General features: G+C 59.2%; 18 protein-coding genes. 14 read left to right on the forward strand and 4 right to left on the reverse strand.

Features of this window, described 5'->3' with window-relative positions; genetic code table 11:
- Positions 1–153 precede the first annotated feature (153 nt).
- The 6 genes from ACSQ2Z_RS24325 (at position 154) to ACSQ2Z_RS24350 (ending at position 5,020) form a co-directional block, all read left to right on the forward strand.
- The gene (locus tag ACSQ2Z_RS24325; RefSeq protein ID WP_436083772.1) at positions 154–618 is read left to right on the forward strand and encodes a DUF2267 domain-containing protein; all 465 of its coding nucleotides are present in this window, start codon (positions 154–156) and stop codon (positions 616–618) included.
- Between the two features lie 70 nt (positions 619–688).
- Entirely contained in the window at positions 689–1,123 is a 435-nt protein-coding gene (locus tag ACSQ2Z_RS24330; RefSeq protein ID WP_436083773.1) for a CBS domain-containing protein, read from the forward strand.
- Between the two features lie 17 nt (positions 1,124–1,140).
- The gene (locus ACSQ2Z_RS24335; RefSeq protein ID WP_436084143.1) at positions 1,141–3,129 is read left to right on the forward strand and encodes a protein-L-isoaspartate(D-aspartate) O-methyltransferase; all 1,989 of its coding nucleotides are present in this window, start codon (positions 1,141–1,143) and stop codon (positions 3,127–3,129) included.
- A gap of 88 nt (positions 3,130–3,217) precedes the next feature.
- Positions 3,218–3,958 (forward strand): MauE/DoxX family redox-associated membrane protein, encoded by a 741-nt coding sequence (locus tag ACSQ2Z_RS24340; protein WP_436083774.1) that lies wholly within the window; start codon positions 3,218–3,220, stop codon positions 3,956–3,958.
- Positions 3,959–4,061: 103 nt separating this feature from the next.
- Positions 4,062–4,271, forward strand: coding sequence for a hypothetical protein (locus tag ACSQ2Z_RS24345; RefSeq protein ID WP_436083775.1), 210 nt, complete (start codon positions 4,062–4,064; stop codon positions 4,269–4,271).
- 512 nt (positions 4,272–4,783) lie between these two features.
- Positions 4,784–5,020, forward strand: a complete 237-nt coding sequence (locus tag ACSQ2Z_RS24350) for a DUF6894 family protein (RefSeq protein ID WP_436083776.1) — start codon at positions 4,784–4,786, stop codon at positions 5,018–5,020.
- A gap of 254 nt (positions 5,021–5,274) precedes the next feature.
- Here ACSQ2Z_RS24350 and ACSQ2Z_RS24355 read toward each other — a convergent pair whose 3' ends face one another.
- Complete coding sequence (locus ACSQ2Z_RS24355) at positions 5,275–5,613, reverse strand: hypothetical protein (protein ID WP_436083777.1); 339 nt, start codon at positions 5,611–5,613, stop codon at positions 5,275–5,277.
- 658 nt (positions 5,614–6,271) lie between these two features.
- On the reverse strand, positions 6,272–6,883 hold the full coding sequence (locus tag ACSQ2Z_RS24360) for a TetR/AcrR family transcriptional regulator (protein ID WP_436083778.1): 612 nt from the start codon (positions 6,881–6,883) through the stop codon (positions 6,272–6,274).
- Positions 6,884–6,992: 109 nt separating this feature from the next.
- On the opposite strand from ACSQ2Z_RS24360, the gene ACSQ2Z_RS24365 reads away from it, so the two are divergent.
- Both ACSQ2Z_RS24365 and ACSQ2Z_RS24370 read left to right on the forward strand, forming a co-directional pair.
- Entirely contained in the window at positions 6,993–8,534 is a 1,542-nt protein-coding gene (locus tag ACSQ2Z_RS24365) for an MFS transporter (protein WP_436083779.1), read from the forward strand.
- The gene (locus ACSQ2Z_RS24370; RefSeq protein WP_436083780.1) at positions 8,534–8,920 is read left to right on the forward strand and encodes a YybH family protein; all 387 of its coding nucleotides are present in this window, start codon (positions 8,534–8,536) and stop codon (positions 8,918–8,920) included. Before ACSQ2Z_RS24365 ends, ACSQ2Z_RS24370 begins: the two co-directional genes overlap by 1 nt.
- Before the next feature lie 203 nt (positions 8,921–9,123).
- On the opposite strand, the gene ACSQ2Z_RS24375 is transcribed toward ACSQ2Z_RS24370, so the two are convergent.
- Together ACSQ2Z_RS24375 and ACSQ2Z_RS24380 are read right to left on the reverse strand one after the other, a co-directional pair.
- Positions 9,124–9,408, reverse strand: a complete 285-nt coding sequence (locus ACSQ2Z_RS24375; RefSeq protein ID WP_436083781.1) for an acylphosphatase — start codon at positions 9,406–9,408, stop codon at positions 9,124–9,126.
- 308 nt (positions 9,409–9,716) lie between these two features.
- Positions 9,717–11,489, reverse strand: coding sequence for an adenylate/guanylate cyclase domain-containing protein (locus ACSQ2Z_RS24380; RefSeq protein WP_436084144.1), 1,773 nt, complete (start codon positions 11,487–11,489; stop codon positions 9,717–9,719).
- Between the two features lie 364 nt (positions 11,490–11,853).
- Between ACSQ2Z_RS24380 and ACSQ2Z_RS24385 the strand changes: the two genes are divergently transcribed.
- From ACSQ2Z_RS24385 to ACSQ2Z_RS24410, 6 genes are all read left to right on the forward strand, one after another.
- Entirely contained in the window at positions 11,854–12,738 is an 885-nt protein-coding gene (locus tag ACSQ2Z_RS24385) for a helix-turn-helix domain-containing protein (RefSeq protein ID WP_436084145.1), read from the forward strand.
- 206 nt (positions 12,739–12,944) lie between these two features.
- Entirely contained in the window at positions 12,945–14,003 is a 1,059-nt protein-coding gene (locus ACSQ2Z_RS24390) for an ABC transporter substrate-binding protein (RefSeq protein ID WP_436083782.1), read from the forward strand.
- A gap of 86 nt (positions 14,004–14,089) precedes the next feature.
- On the forward strand, positions 14,090–14,911 hold the full coding sequence (locus ACSQ2Z_RS24395) for an ATP-binding cassette domain-containing protein (protein WP_436083783.1): 822 nt from the start codon (positions 14,090–14,092) through the stop codon (positions 14,909–14,911).
- Positions 14,908–16,167: a sugar ABC transporter permease gene (locus ACSQ2Z_RS24400; protein WP_436083784.1), complete on the forward strand. Its 1,260-nt coding sequence runs from the start codon at positions 14,908–14,910 to the stop codon at positions 16,165–16,167. Before ACSQ2Z_RS24395 ends, ACSQ2Z_RS24400 begins: the two co-directional genes overlap by 4 nt.
- Positions 16,168–16,197: 30 nt before the next feature.
- Complete coding sequence (locus tag ACSQ2Z_RS24405; protein ID WP_436083785.1) at positions 16,198–16,926, forward strand: SDR family oxidoreductase; 729 nt, start codon at positions 16,198–16,200, stop codon at positions 16,924–16,926.
- Between the two features lie 2 nt (positions 16,927–16,928).
- Complete coding sequence (locus ACSQ2Z_RS24410; protein ID WP_436083786.1) at positions 16,929–18,551, forward strand: FGGY-family carbohydrate kinase; 1,623 nt, start codon at positions 16,929–16,931, stop codon at positions 18,549–18,551.
- The last annotated feature ends 40 nt before the right edge of the window (positions 18,552–18,591 follow it).

Below are 18,591 nucleotides of genomic sequence, written 5' to 3' on the forward strand. Positions count from 1 at the left end.
ATGGAAAACACTGATGGCCGCCTAAACCTCAGGACCTACACCACCTGATGGGACACGATCTTTCGCGCATCGAATGTCCCCGGAATTCTCATTTCGGAACCATCATCGGCGTCATACGTTCAGGACTAACGAGACATGAAACGGGAGGGTTGTATGGGTACGGGCAACCTCGATGTTTTCGAAAAGACGCTTCAAACCACCAATATCTGGCTCGATGAGATCACTGCCGCGCTTGGCCCGGACCGCCGCGTCGCATGGAAGGTGCTCTCCGTAGTCCTTCATAAACTGCGGGACCGCTTGCCGGCAGCGCTATCGGCCCACCTGAGTGCGGAACTTCCGCTGCTTGTGCGCGGCGTTTACTATGATCAGTTCGAGCCGGACAAACTGCCGATGCGATGGGATTATGACGAATTCGTCTCTGAAGTGTCGAAATGGCTTTCCGATACAAGACCGGTTGACCCCGACCTCGCCATCCAAGCTGTTTTCCGGGTCCTTTCGCGCCATCTGCCCCGCGGCCAGATCGACAAGGTTCAAAACGCGTTGCCGGAAGGACTGAGGTCCGTCTGGCAGACGGCCGAAGAAGACGCGGGGTTTGTACTGCCAACCAAAGCTCGTTGATCGCGCGGTGATTGCCGGCATGGCAAAGGGGAGCCGCAGCGTTCGAGCTATATCCTGAAGGAGATATGAGATGAAAGTGAGTGAAGCCATGTCCCGCGACGTCCGCGTCGCAAGCCCCGAACAAACGATCGAGCAGGCTGCCAGGATGATGGCGAGCCTGGACGCCGGTGTGCTGCCGGTCGGCGAGCATGACCGGCTCGTCGGCATGATCACCGACCGCGACATCGCCATCCGCGGCGTCGCGCAAGGAAAGGGTCCGAATGCGAAGGTACGGGACATCATGACGTCCGACGTCAAATATTGCTACGAAGACGAAGAGATCGCCGATGTAACCCTCAATATGGCTGACATTCAGGTTCGGCGCCTGCCGGTGCTCGACCACGACAAACGCCTCGTCGGCATTCTGTCGCTCGGCGATGTTGCCGTCACCAACGAAGAGGGACTAGCCGGTGTAGCGTTAACTGGCATTTCCCGGCCCGGCGGCGAGCACAATCAAATAGGCTGAGTTGCGCTATGCTTGAAGTGTCGGATTTTGCCCGCGCGCGGCGCCATATGGTTGACACGCAGATCGCCGGCCGCGGCATCCGGGATCAGCTTATACTCGACGCAATGCGTGAAGTCCCCCGGGAAGCGTTCGTCGACGAAGGCTATGAAGAGTTCGCTTATGAGGATAGTCCGCTACCGATCGCCGAAGGTCAGACGATCTCCCAGCCGTATGTCGTAGCGATGATGATCGAAGCCGGTGAAGTAAAGCCGAGAGACACCGTCCTCGAAATCGGCGCCGGCTCAGGCTATGCCGCGGCGGTGTTTAGCCGGATCGCCCACCAGGTGTTTGCGATCGAACGGCATCCGGCACTCGCTGCCACTGCCCGTGCTCGCCTGCGCGATCTCGGTTACGACAACGTTAGTCTGCGCGCAGGGGACGGAACAAAAGGCTGGCCGGAAAAGGCGCCGTTTGACGTGATCATCGTATCAGCCGGCGGGCCGAGGATACCTGCGTCCCTGAAAGAGCAGCTCGCCATCGGCGGACGGCTCGTGATACCCGTCGGAACGGAGGAGCGCAGCCAGACACTTCTGAAAATCACCCGTGATAGTGAGGCAGACTTTCGGACCGAGGACATCGGCGCGGTTTTGTTCGTACCGCTGATCGGAGAACAAGGATGGAACGAAGGAACGTGGGCGCTGCATCATCGTTGCGAAGCGCTTCCCTCGCAGTCCGTCCCACTGCCAAAGATGATCGCAGACGCCGCGGAACCCCTTCCCGATCTTGACGATCCGGCGTTTGGACGGCTGTTCGATCGCTTCGCCGATCGGCGTGTCGTTCTTCTGGGTGAAGCGAGCCACGGTACAGCGGAATTCTACCGGGCACGGGCGGCCATCACCCGTCATCTCATCGAAACCCACAATTTCACGATTGTCGCAGTCGAGGCGGATTGGCCGGATGCAGCAACGATCGACCGTTATGTGCGACATCGTCCCGTGCGGGCAAAAACCGAACGGCCATTCCAGCGGTTTCCAACCTGGATGTGGCGAAATTCCGAAGTCGATGCGTTTATCGAATGGATGCGCAGTTACAACGGAAATGTGAACCCAGATCGGCAGGCCGGTTTCTATGGGCTCGATATCTACAACATGAGCGGCTCGATAGCGGCCGTGCTCGACTACCTCGACAAGGTGGACCCCGAGGCCGCCGCCATCGGCCGCCATCGATACGGCTGCCTCACGCCGTGGCAGAAAGAGCCCTCCAGCTACGGGCGCGCCGTGCTGACGAAAAGCTATCGATCATGCGAGAGCGCCGTTATCACACAATGCCGCGAATTGCTCGCACGACGGATCTCGGACGCCCAGGATGAGGCCAGCCTTTTCGATGCGACGCAGAATGCGCGGCTCATTGCATCGGCCGAACGCTATTACCGGATCATGTATTATGGTGGATCCGAGGCTTGGAACCTGCGCGATACCACGATGTTCCAGACGCTTGAGCATATCCTTGCAATGCATGGCGAGAAGGCCAAGGCCGTGGTGTGGGCTCACAATTCCCACATCGGGGATGCCCGCCACACAGAAATGGGCGTCGTGCGAGCAGAACTGAACATCGGTCAGCTCTGCCGTGAGCGCTTTGGTGAGGATGCCGCCCTGATCGGGTTCGGCACCCATGCGGGTACGGTCGCGGCGGCATCCGATTGGGACGCCGACATGGAAGTGATGAGCCTGCGTTCAGCCCATCCCGACAGTTATGAACACCTCTGCCACGATTCCGTTGTGTCCCGCTTCCTGCTTGATCCTGGTCGCGAACAGACCTTGCGCCGCGAGCTGCTGTCGCCCCGCCTTGAACGCTTCGTCGGCGTGATCTATCGCCCCGAGACGGAACTCATGAGCCACTATGCGCAGGCCACGCTGCCGCGGCAGTTCGATGCCTTCGTCTGGTTCGATCAAACGTCGGCACTGACGCCGCTCGGTCCACAGCATGCACGCCCCGGCGCGCCGGAGACCTATCCGTTCGGGTTGTAATCAAAGGCGGAGGGCTGCGACAACTCGGGGCCGAACTTCATCCCGCAGGAGTGTGACACTTGGACCGTTTGGAAAAGGAAACGAGGTGATGACGGCACATCCACGTGAAGCGACGCTCTACCGCATGGTCATGGACGAGCACATTTGCCCGTTCGGCCTGAAATCGCGCGACTTGCTCAAGCGGGAGGGTTATTCCGTCGACGATCACTGGCTGAGAAACCGCGAGGAAACCGACACATTCAAGGCCACGCATCATGTGAAGACAACGCCGCAGACATTCATCGACGGCAAACGCATCGGCGGTTATGCCGATCTCCGGCGGTACTTTGGCAAGCCTGTCCATGATCCGAAGGCGATTACATATCAGCCGGTGATTACGGTGTTTGGCATGGCAGCGCTGATGGCGTTGGCCATGAGCTGGGCGGCTCTGGGGGACCTTTTGACGATCCGGACGGCCGAGTGGTTCATCGCGATTTCCATGTGCATCCTGGCTGTCCTGAAGCTCCGCGATGTCGAGAGTTTTTCCAATATGTTCCTCGGGTATGATCTGCTGGCGCAACGCTGGGTGCGCTATGCCTTTCTCTACCCATTCGGCGAGGCCCTGGCGGGCGTCCTCATGATCGCCGGAGCACTCCTCTGGCTCGCTATTCCCATCGCCCTCGTCATCGGCTTGATCGGCGCGACCTCGGTAATCAAGGCGGTCTACATCGACAGGCGCGAACTCAAATGCGCCTGTGTCGGCGGCGGCAGCAACGTGCCCCTCGGTTTCATCTCGCTGACGGAGAATCTCATGATGGTCGCCATGGCGATCTGGATGCTCGTGAAATAGGGTTCCAACTGCCTAAGATAAGCAGGCGTCGGCTTAACAAAATGAACGAAAGGATCGATTGAGCGTTTCAGGACCGTGAGCAACGCGTTGCGAGGAGAGCATGATGGCCCAGGCCCAAACTAATCCGGCGTATCATACCGAAAAGATAAAATCCGAAATGAATGCGCTTATTCGGCACCTGCGCGGAGACGTCGACAAGGTTGATGACCCGCAGTTCAAAGCCCTACTCGAGACGTCTGCGGAAGTGATCGGTGGCCTGATCAAGGCGTTCAACGACTATGAGCAAAAGAACGAGGCTGCCTGGAAACGATAAGCTGTTCGTCAATTGCAGCAGCATATCTGTCGGTCTAGCGTCGCCCACCGCCGCCGCTAGACTTCGTTGCGACGGCTGGATGAGGCGAAGGCGCATCGACAGGCTCACCGTTTGGGTTCGGCGACGGCGACTCTCTTGTGTCTCGGCACGGATGTCGATCGTCCGGCTCCCGTGGCTCTCCCTGGTCGTCGGGACGGCGGACAGGCTTCTCTTTAGGGTCGATCCTTTTGGGCGTACCATCAATTTTCTTCGGCATGGCCAGTTACTCCAGCTTCCACAATTAGAACCGGCTGGCAGGCTGAAGGTTCCGAGGCAAACAACAATTGAAATGGCTTATGAGAGTAAATCGGGCGATTGAAAAATAGTGGCAGGGCCGCTTCCGACGTTGGTTGTCTCGGCGGCTTCATGTGTCGTTGTCCGGCCGACTGAGGCGATGCAGGCCCGACATTTTGGAACCATCGGCATGCCACAGTGTTCTTGCTTCGACAGTGACGCAACCGGAGACGACACCAATGTTAATTCACTTCACGTTTAACGATGGACATGGCGTGGAACCGGGCGGTGCACAGGATTTTGATGACCTGAAGGCCGCCAAGCAGGAAGCGCTCCGCGCGCTGGTTGGGTGGATGCTGGAAGATGACCGGCGGTCCGGCGAAATCATCGGTGCAGTTGCTGGCGCCGATAGTGGCGGCAATGCGCTTTTCTCGGTGACGATGCACGTAACTATGGAAGACATGGCCCCACCTTGATCGTGGTCAGATGGAGACGAGTCATGTGGTCCCGCCTATGAAGCACAAATGAGACCCGAGCGCGAACGAGTTTCACCGCGCTGGCCTCCTGTCGCTTCTTAATACTCATCGCTGGTTGCGCCTCCATCGATCCGGTACGATGCGATGGGGCTGCGGAACACTTCCATGCAGAAGAAGAGCCGTCGGCGCGCAGTCTGGTTAGGTGTTGGCGGGAGAAGAGCCCCAGCGCGCCGGGGCTCCGTGTTCACCGCATATTACTTCACATAGACGATCTTGCCGCCGTTGGCCGCTGTCTGAACGCCAACCACATTCGTAAGCTGCACATTCTTCTTTTGAAGAATTGCCATGAGAGCGGCGTCCTTTTGCAGTTCGGCCTGCGCCTTGCTCATAGCTTCCGGAGTTGCATTTTTGAATTCTGCTGGGATTTGCTTCGAGGTGTCGTCTTCGCTTCCCTGCTGCGCGACGTTGACAATGGTGACCATGTCATCAGTCATCATCGGCGTGGTCGAACTCGTTGTCTGCGCATAGCCAAAGCCGCCGCTCGTCGTAGCCGAGAGCACAGTTGCAAGTATAAGTGTGATGATCGGTTTCATTGTCTCCTCCTGTTTTATTGAGAACTGACGGCACCAACCGCTCACCGTGTGATCCTCCTACAGTTCCACCAACTACGGCAGAGAGAGAGAGAGAGAGAGAGAGAGAGAGAGAACCAAAGGTCGCTCGAATTGTTCCGGAGTGAGGAAAATTTCGGGATTGGGCAGTACTTGCTGCCCGCCTCTAGACAGTAGACGCTCCCTGAAATCCCCGTGCGGACCCATGATGAGGGCAATCCGGGACAACGAGACTGCCGCCGAAGCCATAGGAAAGGATTGGGCGAGCCACGCGACGTTGCCGCTCAGATCACTTCCCCTTTCGGCGCGCTGCCTTTGGGTTCCGCCACTAACGATTCAACTGACAACAGCCGGTAAAACGGCGTTTTCATCCGTCTGCAGATGCCGACGACACAAGATAAAGCGGAACAGAGAGATAGGATCCAACTCAACCCGTCTCTACCGGGCGCGCATGAGAAACGCGTTAAATCAAGGCCTGGTGGCAAAGTGGTTCTAGTGGTGAAAGCCTGGCGCTTGGTACCCCGCGGATGACCGGCAAGATCCGACCCAATGCCGTCCTTAGCGAGGCCAAGTTCAAGGACAGTTTCGTGCTGATTGCCGTCATTCAGATTTGCTCGCGTTCCATGCAAGCTCTCCCGGCACGTTACCCCTCTCGTTCTTCCGGCCAAATCTTCATGGCCATGTCAGCAACATCGATCAACTCCTGCCGCGACGCACCGCTCTTGGCCTGCACGGCCATGCCGGTCGCGACAGTGATCACGTAGCCCGCCAACGCTTTCGCGTTCCAGCCCGATGGCAACTGACCAGCCTCCTGGAATTGCTTGAACCGCGCGGCGACATCGGCTTCCGCTTGCCGCCTAAGTTTCGCCATTGCTTGCTGGACTGCCTCTGATTCCGGACTGGTTGCGAGCGCCCCCTGAACCATCAGACAGCCCTCCGGCGTGCCCTCGCCTGAGACGAGATCGACCTCGCCCATCAGAATGCCCCGCGCCACCTCGCGGGCGGATGTCTTGGCGAAAGCCTCTTTATAGAGGCTTTCGCTGTAGCGGTCGTAATGCTCGACGGCCTTCATGAACAAGCTCTCCTTGTTGCCGAAGGCGTTGTAGACGCTGGCCACCGTCAGCCCCATCGCCTGCGCCAGTGTGGAAATCGGCGTCCCTTCATATCCGTGGCGCCAGAACAGGCGCAGCGCCGTATCCAGCGCCGTGCTCTCGTCGAACTGTCTCGGCCGTCCCCTGGGAATTTTTAGAACCATCGCTATAAAATCTTTGACACGCCTGTTGTGCCTAATATTATATTGATCGCTCTAATAATCAAGCCACTCCCGCGCAGCGCGGGTCCCGACGTTGAGAGGAGAGCGGAAAATGCAACCGACAACGCACCCTCCGGCCGGCCGCAGAGAATGGCTCGGCTTCGCCGTTCTGGCGCTTCCCACTCTGCTCGTGTCGATGGACATGACGGTACTCTATCTGGCGACGCCGTCGCTGAGTGCCGCGCTCCAACCGAGCGGCGCGGAACTCCTGTGGATTTCCGACGTCTATGGCTTTCTGATTGCTGGCGCACTCATTCCCATGGGCGCCATAGGCGACCGCATCGGCCGTCGCCGCCTGCTTCTGATCGGCTCGGTCTTCTTCGGCCTTGCCTCGATCCTGGCAGCCTTTTCGACCAGTGCCACCATGCTGATTGCCGCCCGCGCGATCCTGGGCATTGCCGGTGCGACCCTGCTGCCCTCGAGCCTGGCAATGATCCGCAACCTGTTCCACTGGCCCAAGGAGCGCAGCATCGCCATTGGTATCTGGACGACCTGCTTTACGCTCGGCGGCGTGCTCGGCCCGCTTGTCGGCGGTCTGCTGCTTCAGCATTTCTGGTGGGGCTCCGTCTTTCTCTTGGGCGTTCCCGTGATGGCCGCGCTGGTCGTACTCGGCCCGATCTTCCTGCCCGAGGTCCGTGAAGATGACGGGCATGCCGTTGATATCCTGAGCGTCGCCATGTCGGTGACCGCGTTGCTGGCGATCGCCTACGGCGTGAAGCATCTCGCCGAGACCGGCGTCACGATCACTGCGGCTGCCGCATTCGTGCTCGGTGGGGTCGTGGGCTGGGCTTTCATCCGCCGTCAGGGCCGTCTGACCGCTCCGCTGGTCGATCTCGGCCTGTTCAGGAACGGCGCGTTTACCGCCGCGCTTGGTGCGAATATGATGGCTCTGTTTGCCTGGGTCGGCGCATCCCTTCTGACCGCGCAGTATCTCCAGCTCGTCATCGGTATGTCACCCATGACGGCGGGGCTGTGGACCATTCCGCCGGCAATTGCGTGCGTCGTCGGGTGCTTGGGCGCGCCTGTGCTGGTACAGCGGATTGCGCCAGCGACAGTCGTCACGCTCGCTCTTCTTCTGGTCGCCACCGGATTCGCGATCATGGCTGCATTCACCTCCAGCTTCGGACTGGTAGCCATCATTTCAGGCATGATCATTCTGGGGCTTGGCGTCGCGACCATTGTGACGCTGGGTACCGATCTGATCCTCTCGGCGGCACCGCCGGAGAAGGCCGGCGCGGCATCAGCCATCTCCGAGACCGGCGCTGATCTCGGCGGTTCGTTCGGCGTTGCGGTGCTCGGCAGCGTGGGCGTAGCCGTCTACCGGACTGCGGTCGCCATACCCGACGGCTTGAGCCAGGACAGTGCCGCGGCTGTGCGCGACACGCTCGGCGCGGCCGTCGACGTCGCCAACGCTCTGCCGAGCCCTTCCGGTTCGGTCCTGCTTGCGTCGGCGCAGCAAGCTTTCGAGCAGGGCTTGGTGTTCGCCTCGACCGCAGGATTCTGCGTCCTGCTGTCCACCGCAATCTTTTTTGCCTCGACCAACCTACGCCGCGGTGCCCTGTGCCCGGCAATTCAAAACCAAGGAGAAGTCTGATGACCAATGAGCGCAATGAACTGGCAATTCGTGCCCTGATCAAAGACTGGACCGACGCCATCTGCAAGGGCGACATCGGCCGCGTTCTGGCTAACCGAACAGACGATATCGTCATGTACGACGTGCCTGAGCCGATCCAGGTAACAGGGATCGAGGCCTATAAGGAGACATGGAAGCTTTTCTTCGATCACAACTCTGCGGGGTCTGACCGCTTCAGGCTCAGTGACGTTCAGATTGTTGCCAGTGACGATGTCGCCTACGCCCATGGGCTACTTACGATCGGCGGTGGCGACGCCCATTGCCGCCTCACGCTCGGCCTGCGGCATACCGACGGCGAATGGAAAGTGACGCACGAGCATCATTCGATTCCCATCAAGCTCGACTAGTGCCGGAAAAACCATACAGGCGACGGCGACCGCATCAGGTTGCTGTCGAGGTCGTCACTTTGTTTATCGACAACCACACTGAGGCGGTCAGGCAGTCGGCGGCTTCACTCTGCGATGCTGACGCTCACGGATTTCCCGTTGGACTCCCGCTCTCCACCCTGAGCTGCCCTAGGCGTCGGGTACCAAGCGTCAGGCTTTCACCACTAGTTCTTGATAACGAACTCTGATGGAATCTTGCCTGGAGGTGCTGGATCGACCTCGACGCTGGAAACGGATGCACCGATCGGCCCGTTCCAAAACTGTTTCAACATGGCGGCAATTGCGCCATCCGGCCCGGCGATCAGGGCTGTTACGGATCCGTCGTCTTCGTTGCGGACCCAGCCGGTCAGGCCGAGCCCCTGCGCCTGAGCACGCGTCCAGATGCGGAAGCTGACGCCCTGTACTCTCCCCGATATGTGGACAAGTGCCGCCTTGCGATCATCCGTCATCGCTGTCTCCATCAACGCCACCCTTTTTTGAATCTGGGGCATTCGGGGGCGAATGCAAGCGTGTTTTCATCCCGGATGAGCGTGCCACTCTCACCTAAGCTTTACCCGCGCGCCCGAAGAACCACCTAGAGCGGCATCAGTCGACAGATCAGGAATCTTGAAAATTTTCGTACGCCTTAGCCTGTTTGATCGGTCAGGATCGCAAGTCATCCTGACCGAGGCTGGGCGAGTTACCTACGAGGAAGTTTCGCGCCTATAGGGGTGGAGACATCTGCATTTCCCAGGTGATGTCGCCGATCGAATAGGCTCTACTGCGCTGCAAGGTCGTTCGCTGCCGAAAGGCCGTCGTCCGCTCCCGCTTTGACAAGCCCTCCGCGGAGGTGCTCCACATCGGATTGCCGAGCGTAGTGCAGCGTGGCGAGGAAGGACTCGATGCCGAATTCGGGGAGGAGCGTTCTAACCTTCTTAACATGGGCTGCAGCAGCGACCCCATCGCCAAGCCAGCCGTAACATGCCGCGACGAATGCGTGCTGGACGTAATCCATGACGGACAGGTGCATGAATGCTTCGATCGCCTCGCCGTACTGATGCGCAGCGAAGTGTGCTTTTCCAAGATGGCTCCAAAATCTTTCAGGGTGATGGGGATTCAGCCGCATTGCCTTGCGGATCCATTCGATTCCCTCTTCAGGCGACCCCAGCCAAGTCAACAGTTCCCCTTGCTGAACCACCACAAGGTCGTAGTTGGGGTTGAGGGAAAGGGCACGCTCCTGGTGATAACGCGCTGTGGTCAGCGCATTGTTGTTCACGCTCACCGCAGCCAAAATGCGATGCACGTCGGCATCGTTGTCATCCAGCGCCAACGCCCGATCCAGAGCAGCAACGATTTCGTTCCAGACGGCATCCTTGTCTTCGCACCAGCCGTGGACCCAGGCCTGGCCAAGAATGCACGCCCGCCAAGCATGGGCATGAGCATAATCCGGGTCGAGCGCGATGGCCCGGTTTATCAGGGACTGCGCCTGCTCATTGTCGGCAACGGTGCCTCTATGATGCAGCACCTTTGCGGCCAGCGCACACTCGTATGCGGCCATGTTTGCCGGTTTCGTCCGCGCAAGATGGTCGCGCTGGGCCGCCTCGACGCGCCCGGGTAAGGTTGCTGCTATCGCCGCTGTTATTTCATCCTGGATCGCAAATATATCGTCTAGCCTCCGGTCGTATTTGTCTGCCCATATGTGGCCATCACTGGCTGCGTCGATGAGCTGGACCGTTACGCGCACCCTATCGCCGATCTTACGGACACTTCCTTCCACCAGGTATTGCGCCCCGAGTTTCTCGGCGACTTCGCGTACGTTTACGGCTCGGTTCTTGTAGACGAAACTAGAGTTGCGCGAGATGACGAACAACTCGTGGCGGCGAGACAATTCGGTGAGAATGTCTTCGGTCAGGCCATCCGCGAAGAACTCCTGATCGGGATCACCGCTCATGTTGTTGAAGGGCAGAACCACTATCGATGGTTTGGAGACAGATCGCTTTGCGTCGAAATCCGCCGGCTGATGGGGCGAGTCGGAGCGCTCAATCCCGATACGAAACAGACGAACAGGACGGCTTATATTCTTGAGCGTCTTCTCCCCCAGATCCTCGATGGAGAGTTCGAGACGGTCGGCAATTTGTATTGCCACCGCGGCGGTGACACAGATGCCGCCGACGTCGGCCAGCTGCTCAATACGAGAAGCAATATTCACACCGTCGCCGAAAATGTCCTCGTCTTCGAAAATAATGTCGCCAAGATTGATGCCGATCCTGAATTCGATCCGCCGATCCTGAGGCACATCCGAATTCCGCCGCTGCATGCGCTGCTGGATCTCCACGGCGCACTTTACTGCATCGGTCACGCTCTGGAACTCGACGAGCATGCCGTCGCCCGTCGTCTTAATGATCCGGCCCTTGTTCTTTGCGATGGCAGGGTCGATCAATTCTATCCGGTGCGTTCTGAGGCGGGCGAGCGTGCCTGCTTCGTCGGCCTCCATCAGCCGGCTATAGCCTGCCATATCGGCCGCCAGGACTGCGGCTAGTCTCTGTTCCATTGATTTACCAACATAACGATAAAAGGGACGCGCCTTCTTTCGGACTAGGAGTGGCGATTCTATAGCACCCCAATAAAATCTCCTACCTAAATTAGCGTCTTCTTCCAAATAGAAGGCATAGGCGGTGTTGACGACCAGCAGGAAGAACGTGGCGAGATTCAGCAATGCATTCATTTCGCATGTGCGAAACAATAATTTCATGACCACCAAAATGTCAAAAAAGTATCACTTGTATGCCGATGCTGTGGTAGCGGCAACTCGATAGGCCGGGTAAGGTTCAGTCATTGCAGATGCGAACTCTGGTGCCTTTGGAGAAAGTGCCGGGATGGAGTTGAAATCCCTGGAAACGAAGGAGGAAAGTGGCGTGAATCCGGACTTGGAGGTGGTTCAGATCGGACGGGGCGAGTCGTTCAAGGCGTGGGAACACGGCTATCCCTTCCATACAGTTCGCTGGCATTTTCACCCGGAATACGAAATCCACCATGTCGTTGCGACGACCGGGCGGTATTTCGTGGGAGACTTCATCGGCGAGTTCGAACCTGGAAACCTAGTCCTGACGGGACCGAACCTTCCTCACAACTGGGTTAGCAACATTCCCGCAGGCACAGATGTGCCCCTGCGCGGAAGAGTAGTCCAGTTTACCGAGGGATTCATCGCCAATGCCATCAAAACCTTTCCGGAGCTCGATGCCTGTTCACAGATGCTTGAACTAAGCCGGAGAGGCGCGCTGTTTTCCGCTGCCGCCGCGTCTCGGGTCGGTCCCATGCTGGAAGAACTGGTAAAAGCGAAGGGGGTGCGCCGCATCGAGCTTTTCTTCGGCGTGTTGGGCGCGATGTGTTCGTCCAATGATGCTCGTTCGCTGGCGAGTGCCCGGTACCTGCCGGATCCGTCAGGCTTCATGTCAACCGGGGTCAACGAGGCGCTCGCCTACATCGACAGCCATCTGACCGAGCCCTTTACGGAAGGCGATCTCGCCGACCTGAGCGGGCAAAGTCCCAGCGCATTTTCACGCAGTTTCCGCCGCCATACCGGCATGGCGCTCGTGCGATACGTCAATCGGCTGCGGATCAATTTCGCATGCCATCTGTTGATGAGCAAATCCGAGATGTCGATCACCGACATCTGCTTTTCGGCCGGGTTCAACAACATTTCCAATTTTAACCGCCAGTTCCTGGTGCAAAAGGGCATGGCTCCTTCGCGCTTCAGGACCTTGCTGGCGCAAAACGTAAGAGCGGTGGAGGCCGCCTAAATAGGAGGACCGGGAGGAGCAATACACATCGCAGAAACAGGGAAGCGGATCGCAACGGCGATTCCGTATGTGAGATCGCTTGTCCTTAACACTGGCACCTGCGGATCGAGCCGGGTCCGAAGCCCGGGCTCGGAGCGATGCCTTATCAAGCTTGAGCAATCGAGCGGGAACCTAACGTCATAGCCATTGAAAATGGAGAAAACCCAATGACACAATTCACAATGAAAATGACTGGCGTGGCAGCACTTGTCGCCGGCCTTCTCAGCGGAACGTCCGCGATCGCCCAGTCGGGCTCAACGGTCGCCTTCCTAATGCCTGACCAGGCGTCTACCCGTTACGAGGAGCACGACTATCCGGGCTTTGCCGCGGAAATGAAAAAACTCTGCGCGGACTGCCAAGTCCTCTACCAGAACGCCGACGCCGACGCGTCCCGGCAGCAGCAGCAGTTCAACGCGGTCATGTCTCAGGGCGCGAAAGTGATCGTGCTTGATCCAGTCGATTCCACCGCGGCCGCGTCCCTCGTCAAGCAGGCGCAGGCGCAAGGCGTCAAGGTGATTGCCTACGACCGCCCCATTCCGGATGCCAAGGCTGACTTCTACGTTTCATTCAACAATGAGGGCATCGGCAAGGCTATCGCAGACTCTCTCGTGGCACATCTGAAGGCGAAGGGCGTATCGTCCGCCGACGGCGGCGTGCTCCAGATCAATGGGTCACCAACCGATGCAGCCGCTGGCCTGATCAAGAAGGGTATTCACGCTGGCCTCGACGGCAGCGGCTACGAGATCCTTGCCGAATACGACACGCCGGAATGGGCTCCGCCGAAGGCACAGCAATGGGCGAGCGGCCAGGTCACGCGCTTCGGCAAGAAAATCATCGGCATCGTCGCGGCGAACGATGGCACCGGCGGCGGCGCAATTGCCGCTCTCAAGGCAGCCGGCGTGGATCCGGTTCCGCCGGTCACCGGCAACGACGCAACGATCGCAGCACTTCAACTGATCATCGCTGGCGACCAGTACAACACGATCTCCAAGCCAAGTGAGATCGTTGCGGCTGCAGCCGCCAACGTTGCGGTAGATCTGCTTGCGGGCAAGACGCCGAAAGCTGAAATGGCCTTGTACGACACGCCCTCGCAGCTCTTTACCCCGGCGGTCGTTACCGCAGAGAACCTGAAGGCTGAGATCATCGACAAGAACATCCTGAAGGCGGAAGAGCTTTGCGTCGACCGTTATGCAGACGGCTGCAAGGCGCTCGGCATCGGCGACTGATCGGCTTTGAGCGCTACCCTCTGGCCGCCTTTTGCGCGGCCGGAGGGTTCACTTCTCAACCGATCGTATCGAAAGGCTTGCCAACCATGACCGACACTCAAAACCACATGGACCCAGCGGGCGAGCTGGTGCTTAGCCTGCGCGGCATCTCCAAGAACTTCGGTGCCGTTTCGGCGCTGACCAACATCGATCTCGACGTGCATGCCGGCGAAGTCGTTGCACTCGTCGGCGACAACGGTGCCGGGAAGTCGACCCTCGTGAAGACGCTTGCCGGCGTGCATCAGCCGACGTCCGGAACCATCACCTTCTGCGGCAAGCCTGTGACGTTGACGGACCCGAGTGCGGCGCTCAATCTCGGCATTGCGACAGTATTCCAGGATCTCGCACTCTGCGAGAATCTGGACGTGGTCGCCAACATCTTTCTTGGGCGGGAACTCAACAGGCTTCAGCTTGACGAAACGACCATGGAGGTGCGGTCCTGGAAGCTTTTGAACGAGCTTTCAGCGCGCATCCCCAGTGTCCGCATTCCGATTGCCTCGCTTTCCGGCGGCCAACGCCAGACCGTCGCGATTGCCCGTTCGCTGCTCCTCGAGCCGAAGCTCATTCTGCTGGACGAGCCCACGGCGGCACTCGGTGTGGCGCAGACAGCCGAAGTTCTCAACCTGATCGAAAGGGTCCGTGACCGCGGCCTCGGCGTCATCATGGTCAGCCACAACATGGAAGACGTTCGCGCCGTTGCTGACCGCATCGTCGTGCTCCGCCTTGGTCGCAACAACGGCGTTTTCACACCCGACGCGTCGAATCACGAGCTCGTGGGAGCGATCACCGGCGCCGCAGACAATTCGGTTTCCCGAAGAGCCGGGCGGCGACACGCACAGCAGCAAGTCTCCGAGGGAGGGCAGCTATGACCGGCACGGCCAACGAGAACGCGGGCGTCGCGACGATGCTGGATCGCAGCGACATTCGCGTGAAGCATGAAACAGGCATCAGCGGAGCCGTCCGCGCCTTTATCGATCGTATACGGTCGGGCGATCTTGGCTCCTTGCCGGTCATTGTCGGGCTGGTGCTGATCTGGACCGTTTTCGCAAGCCTCAATCCAGTGTTCTTGTCGAGCAACAACCTCGTCAATCTGCTTTTCGACTGCTCGACAGTGGGCGTGATTGCGCTGGGTATCGTCTGCGTACTGATGGTCGGTGAGATCGACCTTTCCGTCGGTTCGATCAGCGGTTTCGCCTCGGCCATTGTCGGCACGCTTTGGGTCAACCAGGGCGTGCCGGTCGCGCTTGCCATCCTTGCTGCCGTAACCTTCGGCGGGATGATCGGCTTCATCTACGCGCTGCTCTTCAATCGCCTGGGCATGCCGAGTTTCGTTTCGACGCTTTCCGGCCTGCTCGCCGTTCTTGGCATGCAGCTGTACATTCTCGGCTCCACCGGCTCGATCAATTTGCCCTATGGTTCGGCCTTGGTGAACTTCGGCCAGATGATGGTCATGCCGCGTCTCGTCGCCCATGTTTTTGCGGCACTGCCAGGCATCATTTTGCTGGTCACGAGTATCCGCACGATAAGCCGCCGCCGCGAGGCCAACCTTTCCGCACCGTCGCTCCGCAGCATCATTGTTCGGGCTGCGGCAATCACCATCGCGCTGGAACTCATCGTTCTTTACCTGAACCAGGACCGCGGTGTTCCGTGGATGTTCGGCCTCTTCGTCGGATTGGCCATGATCATGAACTATGCGCTGACGCGGACGCAGTGGGGCCGCTCGATGACCGCTGTAGGCGGTAACCGTGAGGCCGCACGTCGCGCCGGTATCAACGTCCGGCGCGTCTACACCAGTGCCTTCGTGCTCTGCTCGATGCTCGCTGCGCTTGGTGGCGTCTTGGCCGCTGCGCGTCTCGCATCCGCAAGTCAACAGGCGGGAACCGGCGACGTCAATTTGAATGCCATCGCGGCAGCTGTAATCGGTGGAACGAGCCTCTTCGGCGGCCGCGGCAACGCATACTCCGCGCTACTCGGCATCATCGTCATCCAGTCGATCGCCAACGGGCTGACTCTGCTCGATCTGTCGTCGTCGCTTCGCTACATGATTACCGGTGCCGTTCTCGCCGTCGCTGTCATCGTCGATTCCCTCGCGCGCCGGTCGCGGGTTTCGCACGGTCGCGCCTGACACAACGACAAACGCCAAGTAAGGATTGATATGAAACAGGAACTTTCTGGCAAGGTAGCAGCGATTACCGGGGCTGCCTCGGGGATCGGCCTTGAATGCGCCAAATCGCTGTTGCGGGAGGGCGTAAACGTCATCCTCATCGACAGAGCCGAGGATACCCTGAAGGCCGTATGTTCGGAATTGGGTCCGCAAGCTTTCCCTCTGATCGTTGATCTTGCCAATCCCGCAAGTGTCGCGACGATGATGCCGCGAATTCTCGAGAAGTTCGGTAAGCTTGATATCTTCCACGCCAATGCGGGATCCTACATCGGCGGGGAAGTCGTGGACGGTGATCCCGATGCTTGGGACCAGATGCTGAATCTCAATATCAACGCTGCCTTCAGATCAGTGCAAGCGGTGTTGCCCCACATGGTTGAGAGGAAGACGGGTGATATCATCATGACCAGCTCAATTGCCGGCCTGGTTCCGGTGGTATGGGAGCCGATCTACACGGCATCCAAACATGCGGTACAGGCCTTCGTTCATACGGTCAGGCGGCAGGTCGTGAAGCACGGCATCCGCGTGGGCGCGGTTGCGCCGGGTCCCGTGGTAACGGCACTCATCAGTGACTGGCCTCAGGAAAAACTCGATGAGGCGATCGCTTCGGGCGGATTGATGGAGGCGACCGAAGTGGCGGAAGCGGTATTGTTCATGCTGTCGAGACGCCGCAGCGTCACGATCCGCGATCTCGTCATCCTGCCGTTCAGCACGGACCTATGACGATGGCACGTTTTTTCATCGGGATCGATGTTGGCACAGGCAGCGCCCGCGCAGGCGTTTTCGACGAGAAGGGAGGTTTGCTCGCTTCGGCAAAACAACCGATCGCGATCTGGCATGAGGCCGGCGGCATCGTGGAGCAGTCCAGCGAGCAGATATGGGAAGCGGTATGCGGCAGCGTCAAGGAAGCGGTCGGTGCGGCAGGTGTCGCGAGCGCCGAAGTCTCCGGTGTCGGTTTTGACGCGACCTGCTCGCTGGTCGTCGTCAACGCGGATGGTTCGCCGGTGGCGGTCGGGCCTTCAAGGGATCCTGCCCGCAATATCATGGTCTGGATGGACCATCGGGCGGCGGGCGAAGCGGCCGAGATCAATGCGGGAAATCATGCAGTTCTGAACTACGTCGGTGGACGGATCTCGCCGGAAATGGAAACGCCGAAGCTGCTCTGGTTGAAACGCAATCTTCCGGAATCCTTCGCCACCGCCGGCCACTTTTTTGACCTCGCCGACTATTTGACCTGGCGCGCGACGGGCTCGCTGAGCCGTTCGATTTGCACGGTGACCTGCAAATGGACCTATCTCGCCCATGAGAACCGTTGGGATCCGGACTACTTCGAGACGATCGGCCTGGGCGAGCTCGTGGCGGACGGGTTTGCCAGAATTGGGACCGACATCGTCGAACCCGGTATGTCGCTTGGTTGCGGCCTGACGGAGGAGGCCGCCGCCGATCTGGGGCTGAAGACCGGAACGGCTGTCGGAGCAGCCCTCATCGATGCACATGCGGGCGGCATCGGAACTCTGGGTGTCGCTGTCGACGGCGCCAGCTCCGACGTTGGCCGCAGACTGGCATATATCTTTGGAACATCGGCCTGTTCAATGGCGTCAAGCAAAGAACCCGTCTTTGTCGATGGGGTGTGGGGGCCATACTATTCCGCCATGATCCCGGGCCTCTGGCTCAACGAAGGCGGACAATCGGCAGCTGGTGCCGCAATCGATTATCTTGTGGCCATGCATCCAGCATCACCACAGGCTTGCGCTCAAGCCGAAGCGGCCGGATCCTCCCTGGTAGCCTGGCTTGAGGGCGAGGCCTCTAAAATGTGCGCAAGTCTGCAGAACGCGGTCACGCTAGCGGGGTCTATCCACGTCGTCCCCGAATTCCTCGGAAACCGCTCTCCTCACGCGGATCCCGATGCCCGTGCGCTCATTGCGGGGCTCGGTCTGGACGCCAGCATTTCTGACCTGATTTCTCTCTATGTCGCCGGACTATGCGGTATCGGCTACGGGCTGAGGCAGTTGCTGGTAAAACTCACAGACGAGGGAATTCCGATCGACCTTATCGTTGCAAGCGGCGGAGCGGCGCAGAGCAATCTCGTCCGCCAGTTGTTGGCCGACACAACCGGTGTGCCCCTTACTTTTGCGGACACGCCTGAACCTGTCCTTCTCGGCGCGGCCATGCTGGCGGCGGTGGCAGCAGGCCGCTACCCGGGTCTGGTCGACGCCATGATGGAAATGTCGACCGCCTCGAAAATCTTCAAGCCCGCGTTGGGCGAAATCGAGCTGGTACACGAGAGGCGATATCGGATTTTCGAGAGACTGCAGTCTGTCGGCCGTGAAATCAGGCTCGCGTCTTAGCGTAGAGGGAGCGAGGCTCAGCTACACTGATCGCGACGAT

Origin of the sequence: Pararhizobium sp. LjRoot235 (genome assembly GCF_964254145.1) — a bacterium.
Taxonomy (GTDB): Bacteria; Pseudomonadota; Alphaproteobacteria; order Rhizobiales; family Rhizobiaceae; genus Pararhizobium.